18 protein-coding genes, 1 tRNA gene and 1 pseudogene are annotated in these 18,279 nt (G+C 70.0%); 5 read left to right on the top strand and 15 right to left on the bottom strand.

Going from position 1 to position 18,279, the window contains the following annotated elements:
* Positions 1-4: 4 nt before the first annotated feature.
* The 6 genes from KQ304_RS04705 to KQ304_RS04680 all read right to left on the bottom strand — a co-directional run bounded on the left by KQ304_RS04705 (position 5) and on the right by KQ304_RS04680 (position 5,943).
* The gene (locus KQ304_RS04705; protein WP_259735955.1) at positions 5-1,675 is read right to left on the bottom strand and encodes a SulP family inorganic anion transporter; all 1,671 of its coding nucleotides are present in this window, start codon (positions 1,673-1,675) and stop codon (positions 5-7) included.
* Between the two features lie 69 nt (positions 1,676-1,744).
* Positions 1,745-2,617 (bottom strand): bile acid:sodium symporter, encoded by an 873-nt coding sequence (locus tag KQ304_RS04700; RefSeq protein WP_259735954.1) that lies wholly within the window; start codon positions 2,615-2,617, stop codon positions 1,745-1,747.
* Entirely contained in the window at positions 2,614-3,000 is a 387-nt protein-coding gene (locus tag KQ304_RS04695) for a YidH family protein (RefSeq protein WP_259735953.1), read from the bottom strand. The genes KQ304_RS04700 and KQ304_RS04695 overlap by 4 nt, the downstream gene beginning before the upstream one ends.
* Before the next feature lie 27 nt (positions 3,001-3,027).
* Positions 3,028-3,405 carry a DUF1622 domain-containing protein gene (locus KQ304_RS04690; protein WP_259735952.1) on the bottom strand — a complete coding sequence of 126 codons (378 nt, stop codon included), beginning with the start codon at positions 3,403-3,405 and terminating at the stop codon, positions 3,028-3,030.
* The gene (locus KQ304_RS04685) at positions 3,402-4,355 is read right to left on the bottom strand and encodes a formylglycine-generating enzyme family protein (protein WP_259735951.1); all 954 of its coding nucleotides are present in this window, start codon (positions 4,353-4,355) and stop codon (positions 3,402-3,404) included. The genes KQ304_RS04690 and KQ304_RS04685 overlap by 4 nt, the downstream gene beginning before the upstream one ends.
* A gap of 85 nt (positions 4,356-4,440) precedes the next feature.
* The gene (locus KQ304_RS04680) at positions 4,441-5,943 is read right to left on the bottom strand and encodes an arylsulfatase (RefSeq protein WP_259735950.1); all 1,503 of its coding nucleotides are present in this window, start codon (positions 5,941-5,943) and stop codon (positions 4,441-4,443) included.
* Between KQ304_RS04680 and KQ304_RS13675 the strand changes: the two are divergent.
* Positions 5,897-6,922 (top strand): annotated as a pseudogene (locus tag KQ304_RS13675) (hypothetical protein); the annotation flags it as partial. The gene KQ304_RS04680 and the pseudogene KQ304_RS13675 overlap by 47 nt on opposite strands.
* Here KQ304_RS13675 and KQ304_RS04670 read toward each other — a convergent pair.
* From KQ304_RS04670 to KQ304_RS04660, 3 genes are read right to left on the bottom strand one after another with little or no spacing between them, the layout of a single operon-like run.
* Positions 6,887-8,113 carry an HAD family phosphatase gene (locus tag KQ304_RS04670; protein WP_259735949.1) on the bottom strand — a complete coding sequence of 409 codons (1,227 nt, stop codon included), beginning with the start codon at positions 8,111-8,113 and terminating at the stop codon, positions 6,887-6,889. The pseudogene KQ304_RS13675 and the gene KQ304_RS04670 sit on opposite strands and share 36 nt — an antisense overlap.
* On the bottom strand, positions 8,113-8,739 hold the full coding sequence (gene rdgB, locus KQ304_RS04665) for an RdgB/HAM1 family non-canonical purine NTP pyrophosphatase (protein ID WP_259735948.1): 627 nt from the start codon (positions 8,737-8,739) through the stop codon (positions 8,113-8,115). Before rdgB ends, KQ304_RS04670 begins: the two co-directional genes overlap by 1 nt.
* Complete coding sequence (locus KQ304_RS04660; RefSeq protein WP_259735947.1) at positions 8,736-10,256, bottom strand: phosphoglucomutase/phosphomannomutase family protein; 1,521 nt, start codon at positions 10,254-10,256, stop codon at positions 8,736-8,738. Before KQ304_RS04660 ends, rdgB begins: the two co-directional genes overlap by 4 nt.
* Positions 10,257-10,358: 102 nt before the next feature.
* Between KQ304_RS04660 and KQ304_RS04655 the strand changes: the two genes are divergently transcribed.
* Entirely contained in the window at positions 10,359-11,951 is a 1,593-nt protein-coding gene (locus KQ304_RS04655) for a TM0106 family RecB-like putative nuclease (RefSeq protein WP_259735946.1), read from the top strand.
* Here KQ304_RS04655 and KQ304_RS04650 read toward each other — a convergent pair.
* Positions 11,840-12,817, bottom strand: a complete 978-nt coding sequence (locus tag KQ304_RS04650) for a folate-binding protein YgfZ (protein WP_259735945.1) — start codon at positions 12,815-12,817, stop codon at positions 11,840-11,842. The two genes, KQ304_RS04655 and KQ304_RS04650, sit on opposite strands and share 112 nt — an antisense overlap.
* 19 nt (positions 12,818-12,836) lie before the next feature.
* On the bottom strand, positions 12,837-13,427 hold the full coding sequence (gene pyrE, locus KQ304_RS04645; protein WP_259735944.1) for an orotate phosphoribosyltransferase: 591 nt from the start codon (positions 13,425-13,427) through the stop codon (positions 12,837-12,839).
* Positions 13,428-13,548: 121 nt separating this feature from the next.
* Here pyrE and KQ304_RS04640 point away from each other — a divergent pair, with 121 nt between their 5' ends.
* Positions 13,549-14,127 carry an occludin/ELL family protein gene (locus tag KQ304_RS04640; RefSeq protein WP_259735943.1) on the top strand — a complete coding sequence of 193 codons (579 nt, stop codon included), beginning with the start codon at positions 13,549-13,551 and terminating at the stop codon, positions 14,125-14,127.
* A gap of 16 nt (positions 14,128-14,143) precedes the next feature.
* Positions 14,144-14,216 (top strand) — tRNA-Ile (locus KQ304_RS04635).
* 26 nt (positions 14,217-14,242) lie between these two features.
* Here KQ304_RS04635 and KQ304_RS04630 read toward each other — a convergent pair.
* On the bottom strand, positions 14,243-14,719 hold the full coding sequence (locus KQ304_RS04630; RefSeq protein WP_259735942.1) for a redox protein: 477 nt from the start codon (positions 14,717-14,719) through the stop codon (positions 14,243-14,245).
* Between the two features lie 230 nt (positions 14,720-14,949).
* Here KQ304_RS04630 and KQ304_RS04625 point away from each other — a divergent pair, with 230 nt between their 5' ends.
* Positions 14,950-15,834 carry a CsgG/HfaB family protein gene (locus tag KQ304_RS04625; protein ID WP_311133885.1) on the top strand — a complete coding sequence of 295 codons (885 nt, stop codon included), beginning with the start codon at positions 14,950-14,952 and terminating at the stop codon, positions 15,832-15,834.
* Between the two features lie 28 nt (positions 15,835-15,862).
* On the opposite strand, the gene KQ304_RS04620 is transcribed toward KQ304_RS04625, so the two are convergent.
* From KQ304_RS04620 to KQ304_RS04610, 3 genes are all read right to left on the bottom strand, one after another.
* On the bottom strand, positions 15,863-16,045 hold the full coding sequence (locus KQ304_RS04620) for a hypothetical protein (protein WP_259735940.1): 183 nt from the start codon (positions 16,043-16,045) through the stop codon (positions 15,863-15,865).
* Between the two features lie 80 nt (positions 16,046-16,125).
* Positions 16,126-16,947, bottom strand: coding sequence for a uroporphyrinogen-III C-methyltransferase (gene cobA / locus KQ304_RS04615; protein ID WP_259735939.1), 822 nt, complete (start codon positions 16,945-16,947; stop codon positions 16,126-16,128).
* Positions 16,944-18,248 carry a CbiX/SirB N-terminal domain-containing protein gene (locus KQ304_RS04610; RefSeq protein WP_259735938.1) on the bottom strand — a complete coding sequence of 435 codons (1,305 nt, stop codon included), beginning with the start codon at positions 18,246-18,248 and terminating at the stop codon, positions 16,944-16,946. The genes cobA and KQ304_RS04610 overlap by 4 nt, the downstream gene beginning before the upstream one ends.
* Positions 18,249-18,279 lie beyond the last annotated feature (31 nt).

Genomic DNA, 18,279 nt, shown 5'->3' with positions numbered 1-18,279 from the left:
ATGTTCAGGGCTCAACCTTCGCTGCAGCCAGATAATGTTCCACGGCCCGCTCGATGTTGCGGTGCATGCGCGCCTGGCCCAGCCGCTGACCCAGCTCGGAGCGACGGATCACCTCCAGCACGGAGGGGTTCAGACCGGCCAGCCAGAGGCTGATGCCGTCGCCCGCCAGGCGCCGTTCCATTTCGGTGAGCGTTTTGAGGGCGGAGTATTCGATGTCGATCAGGGCGCTGCCATCGAGCACCACCACTTGGGGCCGGTGCTGCTCCACCTCGGCGCCCATGCGGGTGAGCACGCCGTGGGCATTGGCGAAGAACAGGCGCCCTTCGGCGCGCAGCAGCAGCAGCCCTGGCCAGGTCTCATCGGCGGCGTGGCGCTCCGAGAGCGGGCGGAACACATCGGTGCCGCGCTTACGGCCGATGGCATACACCGGCGGGTTCACCTCCTGCTGCACCAGGGCCAGCAGCGAGAGGATCACGGCCACAAGGATGCCCTGGAGGGTGCCCAGGAACACCACCCCCAGGAAGGCCACCACGGCCCACTGGAATTCGGCATGGCGCACGCGGCGGATCGCCAGAAACTCACCGGGGGCGATCAGCTCGAAGGAGTAGACGATCACCACCACCGCCAGGGCGGCCAGGGGCATCAGCGCCAGCCAGGGGGCCAGCAGCAGCAGCGTGGCCAGGGCGGCAGCCGCCGTCACCAGTTCGGCCCCCTGGCTGCGGGCACCGGCCTGACGGTTCACCGCCGTCTGGGTGGTGCCGCCCCCCGCCGCCATCGCCCCGAAGAGACCACCGCCGATGTTGGCGACCCCCAGGGCCAGCAGTTCCCGGTCGGGATTGGGCGAGGGTTCATCACTGGCGCGGAAGGCCCGGGCCGCTGCGATGCTCTCGGTGAAGCTGATCGTCGCGATGCCCGCCGCCCCCGGCCAGAGCCCGCCGATCAGATCCAGCTGGGGCCAGCTGAGGGGGGGCAGGCCCCTGGGCACCGCGCCCACCAGCTCCACGCCGAAGCGATCGAGCCCCAGCAGGCCGCAGCTGGCGATGGCGACGGCCACCAGCAGCAGCGGCGCCGGCAGTGACGGCCAGCGGCGCCGCAGGCCCAGTAGCAGGCTGAACAGACCGGCCGAGAGCAGCACCGTGGCGAGTGAGGCCTGGGGGATCTGACTGATCAGAGCGCCGAGGTCGCGGAAGAAGCCTTCCTTCTCCACATGCAGCCCCAGCAGCTTCGGCAGCTGATCCACCACGATCACCAGGCCGATGCCGGATTTGAAGCCCACCAGCACCGACTCGGAGATGAAGTTGGCGATGAAGCCCAGCCGCAGCAGGGCCGCGCCGCAGAGCATCGCCCCCACCAGCAGGGCCAGGGTGGCGCTGGCCGCCGCCAGGGCGCCGGGGTCGCCCGACGGCGAGATCCGGTTCAGTTCGCTGCCCACCAGGATCGCCAGGGTGGTGGTGGTGCTCACGCTCAGGGGCCTGGAGCTGCCCAGCAGGGCATAGAGCGCCATCGGCACCAGGGCCGTGTAGAGCCCCACCTGCACCGGCAGGCCGGCGATCGTGGCGTAGGCCATCGCCTTGGGCAGTACCACCGCGGCGGCGGTCAGCCCGGCTGAGAGATCCGCCTGCTGCAGCCCGCGCCGGCTGCCCCTGGGCCGAAGTGAGGAAAGCAACGGGGGCATGCCTGAAGCTGAAGGAACGGAATGATCCTGACTCCAGACGCCTGGGGCGAACCCGCCGGATCCAGGGGATCAGCCCGCAATCCTCCGCTTTTTCCGCCAGCTCACAAAGGGAATCGAAACGAGGATCGTGACCAGCAGATAGGCCAGGATCGCCGTCTTGATCTCGGGCATGCCGCCGCCGTGGATCCCGGCGAACAGCAGCGCCAGGCCTGGATTGCGCATGGAGGTCACCAGCGGCACGGTGGTGCGGGCGATCGGATCTCTGCCGGCCAGCAGGGCACCGAGGCCCAGGGAGCCCAGGGTCATCAGGGCCATGACCAGCAGGGCCGGGCCGTTGCCGATCACGAAGGCCAGCAGATCAGGGCCCAATGCCACCAGGAACAGGACCACCAGCAGAACCAGCAGGGCGTTCGCCAGCCGCATCGCGGTCCCCTCAAAACGGTGCGTGAGAGCAGGCTGCCAGCGGCGCAGAGCGATGCCGCAGAGCAGCGGCAGCAGCTGCACCTGACTGATCTGGACCATCACCTGCTCCGGCCTGAGCTCCCATCCCTCGATGGCGAAGCTGTGGCGGAAGACCTGGGCCATCAGTGGAATCGAGGCCACGGCCAGCAGGGCGGCGGACACCTGCAGCAGGGCCGCCAGCTCCGATGCCCCTCCCGCCGTCCGGGCCTTGCGCATCGCCAGAGGGGCACTGGGGCAGAGGGCCATCAGGGCGATGCCGAAGCGTGCCGGCGGTGCCAGGGCCAGGCCAGGCGGGGAGGCCAGCAGCAGCAGGGCCAGCAGGGGCACCAGCAGGCAGGAGCCGATCAGCACCCGGATCAGCACGCCTGGCCGCCGCCGCGCCTTCCTCATCTCAGATCCATCGAGCTCCAGGCTGAGCCCCAGGCTGAACATCAAGCTGAACAGGGTCAGGCCCACCAGGGCCGCTGCGGCGCCGCTCATACGCTCCCCCCGCCACCGGCCACCAGCAGCACCAGGGCCACCACACCGATCACGGTGAGGGCCAGGGCCGTGGCGGTGCTGACCGAGGTCTCTTCGCGGTAGGTGAAGTCGTCGGACTTGAGGCGCCGCAGGGTGCTGCGGTGCTGGCGGGTGGCGGCGGCCATGGCCAGGATCCCTGTGATCACGAAGCCGATGGAGATCAGGCGCACGCTGAGGTGGGCATGGGAACTGCCCTCAAAACGGCTGGCCTGGATCGCGCCGATGATCTTGTCGAGGCCGAAGCCGAAGCTGATCAGCGACAGGCAGGTGCGGATCCAGGCCATCAGGGTGCGCTCGGCCGCGGCCCGGTTGCGTTCCTTGGCCAGTTCGTTGTTGAGGCTCACGGCGGTGTGATCTGCAGTGGGAGGGGCTTAAGAGGTGGCATCCGGGCTGCGCCGCTGCTCCAGCTCCCTTTCGGCCTCCAGTTCCTTGGAGAGGAAGAAGTTGAGGAAGGTGCGGATCACGGCCACCACCCCCAGCTGGATCAGGTTGCTTTCGGTGGGCGCCGTGGTGGTGGCCACGATGTCGGAGGCGAGCTGGAATTCCAGCGCCATCGCCAACCAGCTGCCGAAGGTGAGCCGCACGCCGTTCGAGGGGCGCAGGCGCCAGGGCCGGCGGTGGGGCTGGGTGAGGGCCCGCACCAGGGTGGCGAGCAGCCCCGCCAGCACGCAGAGCACCGAGAGGGTTTCCAGAACCAGGCGCAGTTGACCCGCCAGCAGCTCAAGCCCGTTGAGGAAGGCGAAGGTCATGGCTGGGAGGGGGGAGGGGAGGCCACGGGCGGCCGCACCAGGCAACGGAAGCCCATGTGGCAGGTGGAGGTGTCGAGGCCCTGGGCCATGCGGGCCGCGGGCCGGTAGCGGCGGCAGTAGCTGGGGGCGCAGAGGAAGGAGCCGCCCTTCACCACCTTGCGGGGGATGGTGCCGTGCTGGGAGCTGGTGTCGATGCTCGCTTGCCGCGAGGTCCCCCGGGGGGACTCGATCGTGCAGCAGCCCCCCGCCTGCTTGTGGGCCGCCACGGTGGCGCCATGGCCGGCGTACCAGTCGTCGGTCCACTCCCAGACGTTGCCGATCATGTCGAGCAGGCCGTATCCATTGGCCGGGAAGGTTCCCACCGGCGAGGTGCGCTCCCAGCCATCCAGGAGGCTGTTGTGGTGGGGGAAGTCCCCCTGGAAGGTGTTGGCCATCGGCCGCCCGCCGGGATGGAGCTCCTCCCCCCAGGCGAATTCAATCCCCTCCATACCGCCGCGGGCGGCCCGCTCCCACTCCGCCTCGCTGGGCAGTTGCTTGCCGGCCCACGCGGCATAGGCCAGAGCATCCTCGTGGGCCACATGCACCACAGGATGGTGCTCGCGGGTCTTGATCGAGCTGCCCGGTCCTTCCGGGTGTCGCCAGTTGGCACCGGGCAGGTACTGCCACCAGCGGTAGGGATCACCGGTACTGAGGGGCCCCGGCGGCGGCACGAAGACGATCGAACTCGGCACCAGCAGCTCCGGCAGGGCGCCGGGATAGGCCGCCGGATCCGCCGGACGCTCGGCCAGGGTCACATGACCCGTGGCCTTGACGAACTTGCGGAACTGGGCGTTGGTGACCGGGCTGCGATCGATCCAGAAGCCATCCAGCACCACCCGGTGGGCTGGGGCCTCCTCCGGGTAGTGGGCATCGGAGCCCATCGAAAAGCTGCCGCCGGGAATCCAGGCCATGTCCCGAGCCGGCGGACGCCCCGGAGGCCTCAGGGCCTGAGGGGCTGGACTGGGACGAGACAGGGGAGCGGGCGGCATCGGATCGTCAGGAGCTGCCGAGGGTGGCCGTCATCTTCTCGATCGCATCGCTCACCGTGAAGCTGGCCGCCTTCTGGCGCGGCGGGAAGGCCCTGAGGGTTTCCAGGGCCTGGGCCACCCTCGCCTGAGCTGGAACCAGTAGGAAGACATGGTCCATCAGCCAGTCAAAGTAGGTGTTGGAGGTGATGTCGGCCCGCTCGTAGGGATCGGTGAGCAGGTTGAAGATCTTGGGGACGCGCAACACAGTGAAAGGCTCCAGCCAGATCTGCAGCGTGCCGACGGCGCGCTGCTCCATGAACACGAACTTCCAGTTGTCGTAACGCAGCGCCGTGAGATCGCCGTCGTCGGAGAAGTAGAAGAAATCTATCCGCGGGCTGGTGTCGGTTTTGCCGGTCCAGTAGTCGAGCATGTTGTAGCCATCCAGGTGCACCTTGAAGGTCTTGTTGCCCACCTGGTGGCCCTCCAGGCACTTCTGCTTGATGTCCGGTTCACCGGCGGCCGCCAGCAGCGTGGGCAGCCAGTCGAGGTGGCTGACGATGCCGGTGAACAGGCTGCCGGGCTCGATCTGGCCGGGCCAGCGCACCAGGCAGGGTACCCGGTAGGCCCCTTCCCAGTTGGAGTTCTTCTCGTTGCGGAAGGGGGTCATGCCGGCATCGGGCCAGCTGTTCATGTGCGGACCGTTATCAGTGCTGTACATCACGATCGTGTCGTCGCTGATGCCCAGCTCGTCCACCAGGTCGAGCATCTCACCGATGCAGTTGTCGTGATAGATCATCACGTCGTGGTAGACCGATTGCCACCGCCCTGACTGGCCGACATCCTGGGGCCTGGCATGGGTGCGGAAGTGCATGTGGGTGGTGTTGAACCACACGAAGAACGGCTCCCCGGAAGCCACCGCGTCCTTGATGAAGCGCTTGGCCTCCTTCATGAACTCTTCGTCGGCCGTCTCCATCCGCTTCTTGGTCAGCGGGCCGGTGTTCTCGATGCGCTGGGTGCCGTCGCCATTGGCCCAGCAGTGCAACACGCCGCGGGGTCCGAAATTCTTCTTGAAGTTGGGGTAGTCAGCTTCGGGGGGATAGTCGCGCAGCTCAGGTTCTTCTTCGGCGTTCAGGTGATACAGGTTGCCGAAGAACTCATCGAAGCCGTGCATCGTCGGCAGATATTCATCCCGATCCCCGAAGTGGTTTTTGCCGAACTGACCCGTGCGGTAGCCCTGGGGCTTGAGCAGCTCGGCGATGGTGGGGTCTTCGTCCTGATAGCCCACCTTGGCGCCGGGCAGGCCCACCTTGCTGAGGCCGGTGCGGAGCACGCTCTGGCCGGAGATGAAGGCGGCGCGGCCGGCGGTGCAGCTCTGCTCGGCGTAGTAGTGAATGAACTTGGCGCCCTCCTTGGCGACGCGGTCGATGTTCGGGGTCTGGTACCCCATCAGGCCGTCGCTGTAACAGCTCAGGTTGCTCTGGCCGATGTCGTCGCCCCAGAGGATCAGGACGTTGGGCTTTCCGTTGGGCATGGGAGGCGGGGTCGTCGCGCAGGTGAACTCTTCCTCAACATGCCGCCCATGGCAGTGTGAGCCCACTCAGAAAGTGCAAGCGCCGATGGCCCCGGCCCAGAGGTTTGAGGCCGTCGAACAGCTGGAAACCCAGTTGCGGAGCGCTGGGCTTGATCTGCGGCTGAGCCAGCTCTCCAACGGCCGTCTCAACGGCAGCCTGTTCTTCAGCCGTCTTGGGCCGTTGCGGTTGCTGCGCCTCCAGGCCAACCGTCGCCTGCATGTGGCGGGCGGCAAACCTCGGGATCAGCGGATGATCGCCCTGAGCCTGCACCCCCACAGCAGCGCGCTGCCCCTGCGGGCCCACGGAACGCGTATCGGCGCCGAGGTGCTCTTCGGGCTCGATCCCCGCGGGGAGGTGCACCTCTCCACTCCCGAGCGGATGGACCTGGCGCTGCTGCTGCTGGAGCCCACCAGCCTGACGCCCTGGAGCGATGGCCCGGGCGGCCTCGACCTGGAGACGGCCCCCTTCCGCGCCAACCTCCTGCCCATCGCCACCCACCACCGGGTTGCGCTCAGAGGGCACCTGCTCAACGCCTTGTCGTTTCGGGAGGGGCAGTTCATCGTGGGGGCGGGGCCGCCGCCACCGCTTCCAGGCAGGCCCGAGGGCGCCCTGATGCCCCTGCTGGCGGAGGCCCTGGGCCACGGCCTGGAGCTGCAGGGCGCCCCGACCCGGCCCCCGGCCCGGATCGCCCTGGTCAAGCAGCTGCAGGACTGGGTGATGGACCATCCCGAGGAGCCGATCAGCCTGGAGACCCTCTGCCAGCAGGTGCATGTGGGGCGGCGCTGCTTGATCCAGGGATTCCAGGAGCACCTGGGCCTCGGCCCGATGGCCTATTTCAAGCTGCAGCGGCTGCATGGGGTGCGCCGGGCGCTGCTGGGGGCGGGCCCGGACACGGTGACGATCTCAGGGCTGGCGGCCAGCTGGGGCTTCCTCAACCCGGGGCATTTCGCCCGGGACTACAGCCGGCTGTTCGGGGAGCTGCCCAGTGCCACCCGCGCAGCGGTTGGCTCCCCCGGCTCCGGCTGAATCGCCAGGGGCTGCGGGGGCAGCGAACACCTGGCTCCAGTCGTCGCGCATCGACACCACCGACCAGCCCCGCCGCGGCGCCTCCCGCAGCGCTCGATCGAGGCGACCGAAGGCGGATGGGCTGTCGTAGGCCACCTCCCGCTCCGGATCGTCGTGGTGAATGATCACCCCCAGCCGTGAACCGGGCTGGCTGGTGGTCCACTCGAGCATCTCGAAATCGCCATCGGAGTTGCCGAAGGCGGCGATGGGCCTGCGGCCGATCACCTGCTCGATCATCACCGGTTTGATCGCCTGATCGTTGACCACCTGCAGCTCGGGCTTGCGCAGGATCACCGGGCGGCCGGCCCGGCGGCTGAACTGGGTGCCCACGGTCGAGCCGATCACCTGCTCGGGGGGAACTCCGTAGACCTCTTCGGCGAACACCCGCATGAACTCCACGCCGCCACCGGAGACGATGTAGGTGCGAAAGCCGTTGGCGCGCATGTGGTCGAGCAGCTCCCGCATCGGCTGGTAGGTGAGCGCGGTGTAGGGACGCTTCCAGGTGGGGTGGCAGGCGCCATCGAGCCACTCGCGCACCAGGTCGCGGAACACCTCGGTGCTCATGCCCGCATGGGTGATCGTCACCAGCTCCAGCAGACCTTTGGTGCCCATGGTCAGCACCGCTTCGCCGTTCCCGGCCGCGGCCGCCGCAGCCAGCACCGGATTGGCGGCCAGTTCGGGCTGCTGGGCCACCAGGGCGCGGGCCCGCTCGATCGCGAAGGCCAGCTGCACGTACATCGGCTGCTCCGACCAGAGCGTGCCGTCGTTGTCAAAAACAGCGATGCGCTCCGCCGGTGGCACATAGGCCGCGTCCCCCTCGCGGCTGACGCTGGCGATGAAGGCCAGGATCCGTGCCTTGGTGGGTCCCTCACGCCAGGAGGGCAGGGGTTGAGCGAGGGGTTGAGCGGAGAGGGCCGGGGCTGCTCTGGGGGTCTTCAGCGGGGCCGCCAACCCAGGCATCGACGGGCTCACTGCCGCCAGGGCAAGGAGGCTTCCCACCGCCACGGCCCTGGCTACCGCCATCGCCCTGCCCAGACCCCGCCGCACTCGCCTGCGGCTGGCCATCAAGCCACCTCCCCGCCGAAGAGCTGCAGCAGTGGTGGCAGCAGGGCGTCGAGGGCCCGGCCGCGGTGGCCCACGCGTCGCTTGAGATCAGGTGTCATCTGGGCAAAGCTGAGGCTCGTTTCAGCCACCAGGAACAGTGGGTCGTAGCCGAAGCCGCCCTCCCCGCTTGGAGTCTCCAGGATCTCACCCTGGCAGTGGCCTTCAACTTCCAGGATGGTCCGACCACTGGGATCAGCCACCGCCAGGGCGGCCGTGAAGATCGCCCGCCGGTTGCTCTCTCCCGCCAGCTCCCGCAGCAGCCGGGCGATGCGCTCCGGATCGGAGCTGGCGTAGCGGGCGGAGTGGATGCCGGGGGCTCCGCCGAGGGCCTCGACGCTCAATCCGGAATCATCGGCCAAGGTCCAGTGCCCCGTGATCCGCGCCACGGCTTCGGCCTTGAGGCGGGCGTTGGCGGCGAAGCTGTCGCCGTCTTCCTCCACCTCCAGGCCCTGGGGCTGGGGACGCACCTCCAGGCCGAGCTCCGGGCCCGCCGAGGCCAGCAGAGCCGTGAACTCCCTGATCTTGCCGGCATTGCCGCTGGCGATCACCAGCACCCTCGGGGCCGGCTGGGGGCTGGGGATGCTCATGCCGCTTCGGCGAACTGACGGGCCCAGGCCAGGATCTCCGCCACCCGCTCCCCGCTGGGGGCCTCGCTGTAGAGCCTCAGCAGCGGTTCGGTGCCGGAGAAGCGCAGCATCAGCCAGTGGCTGGGGCCGAGGCGCAGTTTCACCCCATCGGTGCTCACCACCTCCTGCACCGGCCAGCCGGCCACGCTGGTGGGGGGCTCCTGGGCCAGCTGGTGCTCCAGCCGCTCGCGGCTGGCCATGTCCCGCAGGCGCAGGTCGAGCCGGTCGTAGGCGCTGGCGCCGCCGTGGGCGGCCTGGAGCCGATCGAGGCGCTCGCCCAGGGGCAGGCCGCCTTCCACGAGCGCCTCCAGCACCAGCAGGGCGGCGAAGAGGGCATCCCGTTCGGGCAGGTGCATGCCGAAGCCCACGCCGCCCGATTCCTCGCCGCCCACCAGCACCCCGCCGGCGAGCATTTCCGTGGCGATGTACTTGAAGCCCACGGGCTTCTCGATCACCGCTCGCCCCAGCCCCTCGGCCACCAGCTGCATCAGGTCGGAGCCACTCACGGTCTTGATCACCGCTCCCGGCAGTTGCCGAGCTCGGGCCAGGTGATCAATCAGCAGGGGCATCAGCAGCTGGGTGCTGCAGTAGCGGCCGCGCTCGTCGATCGCGGCGATGCGGTCGCCGTCGCCATCGAAGACGATCCCCACAGCCGGTCGGCCGGCCTCAGCGCTGGCCCGCACCGCGGCGATCAGCTCCTGCAGGTAGGGCGCCAGCGGCTCGGGCGGATGGCCACCGAAGAGCGGATCACGCCAGGAGCGGATCTCCTCGATGCAGCCCTCGCCTGAGCCCTCGGCTGCGCCACCGGCGCCTCCCTCACCGCTCTGTGATCCGCTCTGTGCTCCGGCCCCCAGCAGGGCCGGCAATCCCCCGGCGGCCGAGCCGTGCATGGGATCCACGATCACCCGCAGACCCATCGACTCCAGCCCAAGGCGCAGGGCGCCTGTGTCCACCAGCTGGCTCAGACCCGCCAGGTAGCCGCCCCAGCCATCGAGGCGCGGGGTGTCGCCCGGGATGGGCACGCTGAGCCCCCCCGCCTCCAGGCGCCTCTCCACAGCGGCGGTGAAGGACTCCTCCACCGAGCCGCCGAAATGGCCCTTGATCTTCAGGCCGATCCACTCGGGGGGGTTGTGGCTGGCGGTGATCACCAGAGCCCCGAGGGCGCCCCGCTCCACCACCGCCCAGCTGCAGGCGGGGGTGGGCACGGCCGAATCGGTGAGCACCGGCTCGAGATCGGCGCCGCGCACGGCGCTGGCGATGGCTTCGGCCAGCTCCGGTGCCAGGAAGCGGCGGTCGTAGCCGATCACCACCTCGCGGCTGCTGAGTTGCGCCGGCGCGGCGCGTTCCAGTTCGCGGGCCGCGGCCGCGGCCACCACCAGCAGGCGCTCCAGCGTCACATCGACGCCAAGGATGCCGCGCCAGCCGTCGGTGCCGAATTTGATCGGGCTGGGTTCCAGGGGCAGGGGGGCAGACGCCATGGGCTCAGCGGGGTTGAGTAGCTCGTAGCAGCAGGCCGCCCTGCCTGGGGTTCAGCGGGTGCCGGCCTGGCGGCAGGCCACTGTCCGCCGTAGCCTGCCGCCATGTCTGCTGAACCGTCCAACCGGCTGGTGAGCGACCGGTTGCTGCGCAGCTGGCTGCGCTGTCGGCGCCGTGCCTGGCTCGATCGCCATGGGGATCAGGGCCAGCGGCTGTGGAGCGCCCACCGGGCCCTCCAGCTCGACGATCAGCAGCGCTGTTTCGTGAGCTTGCTGGAGCGGCAGCCGCTGGCCAGGGAAGCCGCCTGCGCTGCCGGTGCCCCGGCGGTGGTGGGTGTGCGTCTCAAGGGCCGGGGCCCCGCCGGCCTGGAGCTGGAGGCCCACCCACCGCTGCTGCAGCGCTGCAGTGGTGAGAGCCGCTGGGGGGCCTACGCCTACCAGCCGGTGATGGCCCGTCAGGGCCGAAGGCTCACCCGCGAGCACCGGTTGGTGATGGGCCTCTGGGGAACGTTGCTCTCGGGCTGGCAGCAGGGGGCGGTCAGCCATGGCCTGGTGGTGGCGACGGGGCCCGGGCGGCTGGAGCGGGAACGGCTGGCGCTGGGGGAGGGTCTGCAGCGCCAGCTGGAGGAGGCCCTGCCCAAAGTGGCGGCAGACCTGGCCCGCTCCCAGCCGCCGCCACTGGTGAGCGACCGCAAGAAGTGTGTGCTCTGCTCCTGGCGCGGCCTCTGCGACCGCGAAGCCGCCCTGCAGGGCCACCTCAGCGAGGTGAGCGGCATCGGCGCCAAGCGGCGGGAGCTGCTGATCGAGCTGGGCCTGCCCCAGCTCAGTGCCCTGGCCGCGGCCGACCCCGAAGCCCTCGCCGATGCCCTGGAGGTGCACGGGGAGCAGCACCGCGAGGTGGCGGCGCGGCTGGTGGCCCAGGCCCGCGTGCAGCAGCGGGGGGAACCCCTGCGCCTGCCGCCGGAGCCCCACCAACCGATCTCCGCCCTGCCCGAGCTGGCGGGCGCCAGCGGGGTGCTCGTCTACGACATCGAATCCGACCCCGACGCCCGCGACGACTTCCTGCATGGCTTCCTGCGCATCGAGCGGGGGGGCGATGGCCGCTGGCCCGAGGGGCAGGCGGCTGACATCGGCCGCTACAGGCCGCTGCTGGCCCTGCATGAGCACGGCGAGGCCAGGCTCTGGCAGCGTCTGCGCCGGTTGCTGGCGGCCACCCCTTCTGATTGGCCCCTGCTCCACTACGGCGAAACTGAATCGATTGCGCTGGTGCGTCTGGCCCAGCGCCAGGGGGCCAGCGAGCGGGAGCTGGCGGCGTTGCGCAAGCGCCTGGTGGACCTGCACCAGCGGCTGCGACGCCACTGGCTGCTGCCGGTGAACAGCTACGGCCTCAAGGCGGTGGCGGGCTGGCTGGGCTTTGCCTGGAGCCAGAAGGGGGTGGATGGCGCCCGCTGCCTGCTCTGGTGGCGCCAGTGGCGGGGGGATGGCACTCCGGAGGGCCGGGGCAGCCTCCATGGCCTGCGCCGGATCTTCCGCTACAACCACGACGACGGCCTGGCCACCTGGGCGGTGGCCCGCTGGCTGCTCACTCAGGACGCCGCGCCGCCAGCTCCCACCGGTGGTGCCACCACTCCCGTGGGCTCGGAGATCTCCAGGCCGATCCCCTCGCCAGTCAGCAGCAGTGGTTCCAGCAGCGCCTGACGCCGCACCAGGGCCAGCCCCAGCCAGAGGCTGGTGCCATCGGGCCCGGCGTTCAGCCGCAGGCTGGAGGTGATCCGCCCGGCCCGCTCACCACTGGGGGTGCGCAGCACCGCCCCCGGCAGCGGAGCTGGCCCGTCGCTGGCGCTGCCTGCGGCCGGCTCCGCCCAGCACCAGCGCCGCAGTTGTTGCTTGACGCCGTCGTAGGTGGCCAGCTTGGCCAGGGTTTCCTGTCCCACGTAGCAGCCCTTGCTCAGGCTGACCCGATCCGCCACACCGATCTCGAAGGGGTTCACCTCATCGCTGATTTCATGGGGGGCCAGCGCTCGCCCCTGGCTGAGGCGCCAGCGCTCGCTCTCGATCGGCCCCAGGGCCGGAAGGGCCTCCAGCTCAGCGGGGAGCTCTTCGTCCTCCCTGAGCACCAGCCGCTGACCGGGCAGGGACCAGCCCGCGGCAGGCGAGGCAGGTGTGGCGGGCGCCTCCAGGGATCCGGCGGCCTCCAGGCCCTCCAGGCAGATCAGCGTTCCGGCCAGCAGCGGCCCCAGATTCACCTGATCGGCGGGGAAGAGCACCCGGTCGAGGGCCTGGTGGATGGCGGCCCCATCGCCGGCGGTGATCACCAGCCAGGCCCCGCTGGCGTCCACCAGCACTTCGGCCAGGCCGCGCACCCGCCCGGTGGGGGTGAGGCAACAGGTGGCCAGGCACTGGCCGGGCTGGGCCCGCTCCAGGTCCTGGCTGCTCTGGCCATGGAGAAAGCGCAGGCTGTCGGGCCCCTCAAGGCGCACCAGAGTCACGGGTTGCTGCCAGCGGCTGGGGCTGGCGGGCCGCCAGTCCCAGGGGCCCGGTGGGGTGGAGCGGTTCAGGTCCATGGCGGGCTCAGCGATGGACTCACCCTTGCAAAGTCTGAGCCGCAGCGGCGATGTCCTCCAGCAGAAAGAGGCTGCGCAGCTCCAGGCCCGCCGCCGTCATGGCCTCCAGGCCCCCCTCCTGGCGATCAACGATCGTCACCACCCTCTCCACGACGTAGCCGGCCTCGCGCAGCTGCTCCACGGCCTTGAGGGAGGACCCCCCTGTGGTCACCACGTCTTCAAGCACGGTGATGCGGCTCCCTGCGGCGGGCAGGGGCCCCTCCAGCCAGGCGCCGGTGCCGTGCCCCTTGGCCTGCTTGCGCACGATCAGGGCGTCGAGGGGCAGACCCGCCTGGGCGGCCGCCATCGCCACGCCGCTCACCAGGGGATCGGCGCCGAGGGTGAGGCCGGCCACGGCCGCGGCCCCCTCCTCCACCTGCTCCAGCAGGGCCATGGCCAGCAGGGCCAGCCCGTGGCCGCTGAGGCTCACCGGCTTGCAGTTCACATAGTGGTCGCTGCTGCGACCCGACGCCAGGGTGAACTGGCCGTGGCGGTAGGCCCTGGTGGCCAGCAGCTCCAGCAGCACCTGGCGCCGCTCCGGGGCTGTGGAGGGGATGGGTGGCAGGGTCATCGGAGGGGAGGTGGCGGCAGAGCTGCGGCCCAGGTCCCTGGCCGAGCACGGTTCAGCGGCCTAGTTTGCGTGATGATCAGGGTCTGAGGCCCATCCCGTTGCCCAGTCGGCCTTTCGCGCCATGAACAGCCGCCGAACAGCCACATCCCCCGCCACTCCCCCCGCTGCCGCCGCGATGGCTGCGCTGGCACTGCTGGCCGCTGCTCCGGCTCTGGCGGGTCCGGTGATCTGCACCACCACCCTGGAAGCACCCCTGGCCGGCAGCGGCAACAGCAGCCGGCTGCCCAGTGCCCCCGTGGAGGTCAGCCGCTGCGAGGTGGTTCAGAGCACCCCGCAGCTGATGGGCGAGCGGGCTCACACCTGGCGCTCCAGCTTCGCCCGTGGCGTCAGCCTCAGCCACCAGATCACCGACATGCTCGGCATCGCCATGGGCGGCCGCGATGGCAACCGGGTGATGGGGCTCGGCTTTCCCGAGCAGGCCATCATCTGGGACGCTTCAGCCATCGGCACCACCACCAGGGCCCTGTTGGAACAGCAGAGCCTGCCGATGCCCCAGCGCACGGCTGACCTCCCCTCGCTCTTCTCCTCCAGCCTGAACGGGGCTCCCATGCCGTTGCCGGTGCAAGCCGCTCAGCCGACAGGCCATGATTGGCCCGTGGCCCGTCCCAATCAGGAGGCTCCAGTGCGCGGACTCTGGTGAATCCAGAGCCCATCTCGGGGGTCTAGCAATCTGGTGAATGCAGCGGGCTCATAATCCGCCTGAGCCGAGTTCGATCCTCGGGACCCCCATCCTCAGCAGGCGCCGGATTTGGCCCTCACCAGCTCACACCGTGCAGCTTCGGCAGGGGCGCTGTCTGGCTGGTGACGGCAAACAGCCGGGGGATGCGATGACTGTTGTAGACGTGAAATTCACGCACCAGCGAAACACCCTCCTCGCGCACGGCCTGGTTGAGCACCAGGGAGCCATCCGGATCGGAGACCGAGCGGTGGAAGGTGCCGGGAGGGATGCGCAGGATGTCACCGCCGGTGTCGAGGCGGACGATGTGGAAGGGGTAGTTCCAGCCCAGGTTCACCAGAAAAAAGGTGCGGCCACCGTGCATCGCCAGCAGGTTGTCTTCCTGGTGGGGGTGGAGATAGAACTGCCAGGCCCCGGTTTCAGGATCGTCGGGGGGGCTCACCGCCGGGCCGGTGTGCACCACCAGATCCCGGGCATTGGAGGTGGGCACCGTGATGTCGAAGAAGCGCACGGCCGGGGTATCCCGGAACTTCTCATAGGGAATCAGCTCGAACATCGGGGCCGGTCTGGGGCCTTTCTGTTCACTGTTTCGGAGCAGGGATGCGGCCATGGCGGCAACCGCCGGCGCTGATGGCCAGGCGGTGTGAAGTCTCTCCATTGAACAGAACCGCCCTTCCCATCAAGGTGCAGGACGCTACGGAACCGATCCGTGGGGCCAGAAGCCGATGCGGTTGTGCCAAGCCTGGCCATCATTGGTTGAATGGGGGCTCCCCTGGATCCATCGCCTTGTCCGATCGCCCGACCTGCCCTCCCACGGCGCCCCTGGGCTGGCTGTCCGTCCGCTCCGCGTCCCTGCTCCTGGCCGCTGGAGTCGGCCTGGGCACGGTTGCAGCCCCGGCCCTGGCGCAGCCCCGCCCGGTGGGTCGGCCCACCGTCTCGGTGCCTGATTTCAAGAACACCGTCACCCAGCAGACCTGGTGGTGGGAGGGACCCGTGGCCACCGATCTCGCGGCGATGCTCTCCAATGAGCTCCAGGCCACCGGCGACATCCAGGTGGTGGAGCGCAACAACATCAAAGCGGTGCTCTCGGAGCAGGAACTCGCCGAACTGGGCATCGTGCGCAAGAACGCCAATGCCGCCCAGCGGGGTCAGATGACCGGGGCGCGCTACATCGTGCTGGGCACGATCAGCTCCTACGAGACCAACGTGGAGAGCAAGACCTCCGGCAGCAACTTCGGCCTGCTGGGCTTCGGCACCAACAAGCAGCAGGCGGAAACCAAGGACTACGTGGCGATCGACGTGCGGGTGGTGGACAGCACCACCGGTGAAGTGGTGGGTCAGCGCACGGTGGAAGGGCGGGCGAGCAACACGGCCGCCGCCCGCGAGAACGGGGTGAATCTGCTGCCGGCCGCCGGTCTGGCGCTCTTCCTGGCGCCCAACATGGGGCGCACCGGCCAGGGGCTCACCGGCGCCGCCGGCACCCTGAATTTCGGCTCCAACAGCTCCGAGGCCCAGCGCACACCGGCGGCGAAGGCGATCCGTGCCGCCATGATTGATGCCTCCAGTTACGTGAGCTGCCTGCTGGTGCCCAGGGGCAACTGCATGGCCGAGTTCAACGCCCAGGAGCAGCAGCGGCGTGAACGCACCCGCGGGGTGCTGCAGCTGGAGTGATCCTGGATGGTGGCTGGGCGCAGGTTGCTCAGCGGGGTTTGATGTTGAGCAGCTTGGCGCCGTAATCGGCTGTGAAGGCAGCCTGGAGCTGCCAGGCGCGCAGCAGGGTCTTGGCCACCTGGCGCAGCTCCTCAACGTCGTCGCAGTTGTCGATGGCGCGGGAGTGCACGGCTGTGGAGAACTCGCGGGAGAGGGAGACGGGGTCGTTCATGGCCTGTTTTTACATTACGTTACAAACCAGGACGGGCCTTGCGTGGGGCGGCTTGCCGAACCACCCCTCCCCGGGCCCGCTCAGAACGGGATCGGCATCTCCACGTCCGCCGGTGGGGGCGCGCAGGTGGCCACCCGCTCCAGCACCACCTGGCCGATCACCACGATCGAGGGGGAGCCATAGCCCTCGGCTTCGGCGGCATCCGCCAGGCCCCCAAGGCTGCTGACCAGGAACCGCTGGCCGCTGACCGTCCCCTGCTGGATCACCGCCGCCGGCGTCTCTGGCGCCAGCTCGCCGGCGATCAGCTCATCGCAGATGCGGCGGAGGTTGTGCAGACCCATGTAGATCACCAGCCCATCGCTGCTGCGGGCCAGGCCACGCCAGTCGACCCCGGGGCGAGCCTTGTCGATCTCTTCGTGGCCGGTCACGAAGGTGACGCTGGAGCCCGCCTTTCTGTGGGTGACCGGGATGCCGGCGTAGGCCGGCGCGGCGATGCCGGCGGTGACGCCCGGCACCACCTGCACCGGCACCCCATGGCTAGCCAGGTGGGCCGCTTCCTCGCCGCCTCGACCGAACAGGAAGGGATCGCCGCCCTTCAGGCGCACGATCGTGCGGTGGCGCTGGGCCAGGTCCACCAGCACGGCATTGGTGCTGGGCTGGGGCACGGAATGATGCCCCCGGCGCTTGCCCACGAAGTGCCGCTCGCAGCCCGCCGGCGTCAGCTCCAGCAGGGCCGTGGGCACCAGGGAGTCGTAGACGAGCGCATCACAGCACTGCAGCAGCCGGTGGGCCTTGAGGGTGATCAGTTCTGGATCGCCCGGGCCGGCCCCCACCAGATAGACGGTGCCCGGGGATAGCTGGTCGCCAGCGGCTCCTGCACGGTCCAGGCTGACAGCGCTCATGGCAGCGCCCCGAGCTGATCGAGCAGCAGGGTGCGAAAGCGCGGCCGCTGCAGCAGCGGCGCCCCCAGCGCCGTTGGCAGGTTCTCGGTGAGCCGGTTCGCGGCCAGGGCCAGGGGCAGGGCGGCGCCGCGGATTGCCAGGGCCAGGTCCTCAAGATCTGTCGCAGTGTATGGAGTGGCTTGACATGTCGCTGCGCAGCGGCGCCCCAGATGGGCCAGGTAGCGGTCAGCCACGCCCGGCTCCAGCGGGTGATGCAGCAGCAGCGGTGGCGCAGCGAGGCCGCTGCTGGCCGCCAGCTCAGACAGGGCTGCCAGCTCGTCGGCGATCGCGCCCTGCCAGCTGGGCCACGCCCCCAGGAAGGGAAGCCGCCGCAGGGGGCCGAGGCGGCGCCAGGCCGCCGCAATCGCCGGGATGTCGTGGCGCACGTGGTTGCCGGGCAGCAGCAGCAGGGGCACCAGGGTGAGCGGCCGCTGGGGCTGCCCCGGCACGGGGGAGGCTTCGGGTGCAACCGGGTTGCCGCTGAGGGTCTGCAGTTGCACCGGAGCGCGCCGGCGCTGCTCCAGCTCCTGGGCCAGGGTCTGCAGCTCCTCGGGAATCACCCCCCCGGCGCGGCCATGGACCACCAGCAGCAGCGGGCTGCGTGGCAGCGCCGCCAGGCGGCGCCGGGCACGGGCTTCCGCCCCGGGCTCGAGGGGGCGCTCCAGCACCTGCTCCAGCCCGCGGCGGGCGTTGGGCAGGCGGGCGAGCAGATCCACAGCCTGGGAGGCCAGGGGGGCATCGAGGTCGGTGCAGAGCTCCTGCAGCAGGTGTTGCAGCGCCGCCTGGGGCCAGACGCTCAGCCCCACCGCCAGGCCCTCCAGGGCCGCGCGACGCGATGCCGCCGGGCCGGCCCGGCGGGCCAGCTGCTCGAGGCGGACGAAGTCGCGCCGGTCCCGTTGGTGCCCGAGCAGCGCCAGCAGGGCCGGATCCGGCCGTTCGGCCACGGCGGCGCGCAGCAGGGCGGCGCAGGCGGGATCGCGGCGGCGGCCGATCAGATCCAGCAGCTCCAGCCGCTGGGTCATCAGCGCAGGCTCGTTGCTGGGGGGCAGGGCCAGCCACCAGCGCAGTAGCCGGGCCGATCCAGCGCCATCGAGCTTCTCCACCAGCACCGCCACCAGGTCGCTGGCGACAGGCAACGAACCCTGCTCGATGGCCTCCAGCCAGGGGCCAGGCTCCACGGCATCCGAACGCCTGAGGCGCTGCAGCCAGGGCCAGCGCTCCGGGCTGCCTTCAGCTGGCAGCTGGCACGGTCGGGATGTCACAAGGGTTTCGCCTGCGCCATCAGCTGGCCCC

The sequence above is a fragment of the Synechococcus sp. CS-1329 genome (genome assembly GCF_025128055.1).
Classification (GTDB): domain Bacteria; phylum Cyanobacteriota; class Cyanobacteriia; order PCC-6307; family Cyanobiaceae; genus Regnicoccus_A.
Note: the sequence above shows the minus strand (reverse complement) of the source record. Positions and strands in the feature narration are given on the sequence as shown.

Excerpts from the sequence above, each read along its gene's own strand:
- KQ304_RS04705 (WP_259735955.1), bottom strand. The coding sequence starts at position 1,675 with ATGCCCCCGTTGCTTTCCTCACTTCGGCCCAGGGGCAGCCGGCGCGGG.
- KQ304_RS04700 (WP_259735954.1), bottom strand. The coding sequence starts at position 2,617 with ATGAGCGGCGCCGCAGCGGCCCTGGTGGGCCTGACCCTGTTCAGCTTG.
- KQ304_RS04690 (WP_259735952.1), bottom strand. The coding sequence starts at position 3,405 with ATGACCTTCGCCTTCCTCAACGGGCTTGAGCTGCTGGCGGGTCAACTG.
- KQ304_RS04685 (WP_259735951.1), bottom strand. The coding sequence starts at position 4,355 with ATGGCCTGGATTCCCGGCGGCAGCTTTTCGATGGGCTCCGATGCCCAC.
- KQ304_RS04680 (WP_259735950.1), bottom strand. The coding sequence starts at position 5,943 with ATGCCCAACGGAAAGCCCAACGTCCTGATCCTCTGGGGCGACGACATC.
- KQ304_RS04670 (WP_259735949.1), bottom strand. The coding sequence starts at position 8,113 with ATGGCCAGCCGCAGGCGAGTGCGGCGGGGTCTGGGCAGGGCGATGGCG.
- rdgB (WP_259735948.1), bottom strand. The coding sequence starts at position 8,739 with ATGAGCATCCCCAGCCCCCAGCCGGCCCCGAGGGTGCTGGTGATCGCC.
- KQ304_RS04660 (WP_259735947.1), bottom strand. The coding sequence starts at position 10,256 with ATGGCGTCTGCCCCCCTGCCCCTGGAACCCAGCCCGATCAAATTCGGC.
- KQ304_RS04655 (WP_259735946.1), top strand. The coding sequence starts at position 10,359 with ATGTCTGCTGAACCGTCCAACCGGCTGGTGAGCGACCGGTTGCTGCGC.
- KQ304_RS04650 (WP_259735945.1), bottom strand. The coding sequence starts at position 12,817 with ATGGACCTGAACCGCTCCACCCCACCGGGCCCCTGGGACTGGCGGCCC.
- pyrE (WP_259735944.1), bottom strand. The coding sequence starts at position 13,427 with ATGACCCTGCCACCCATCCCCTCCACAGCCCCGGAGCGGCGCCAGGTG.
- KQ304_RS04640 (WP_259735943.1), top strand. The coding sequence starts at position 13,549 with ATGAACAGCCGCCGAACAGCCACATCCCCCGCCACTCCCCCCGCTGCC.
- KQ304_RS04630 (WP_259735942.1), bottom strand. The coding sequence starts at position 14,719 with ATGTTCGAGCTGATTCCCTATGAGAAGTTCCGGGATACCCCGGCCGTG.
- KQ304_RS04620 (WP_259735940.1), bottom strand. The coding sequence starts at position 16,045 with ATGAACGACCCCGTCTCCCTCTCCCGCGAGTTCTCCACAGCCGTGCAC.
- cobA (WP_259735939.1), bottom strand. The coding sequence starts at position 16,947 with ATGAGCGCTGTCAGCCTGGACCGTGCAGGAGCCGCTGGCGACCAGCTA.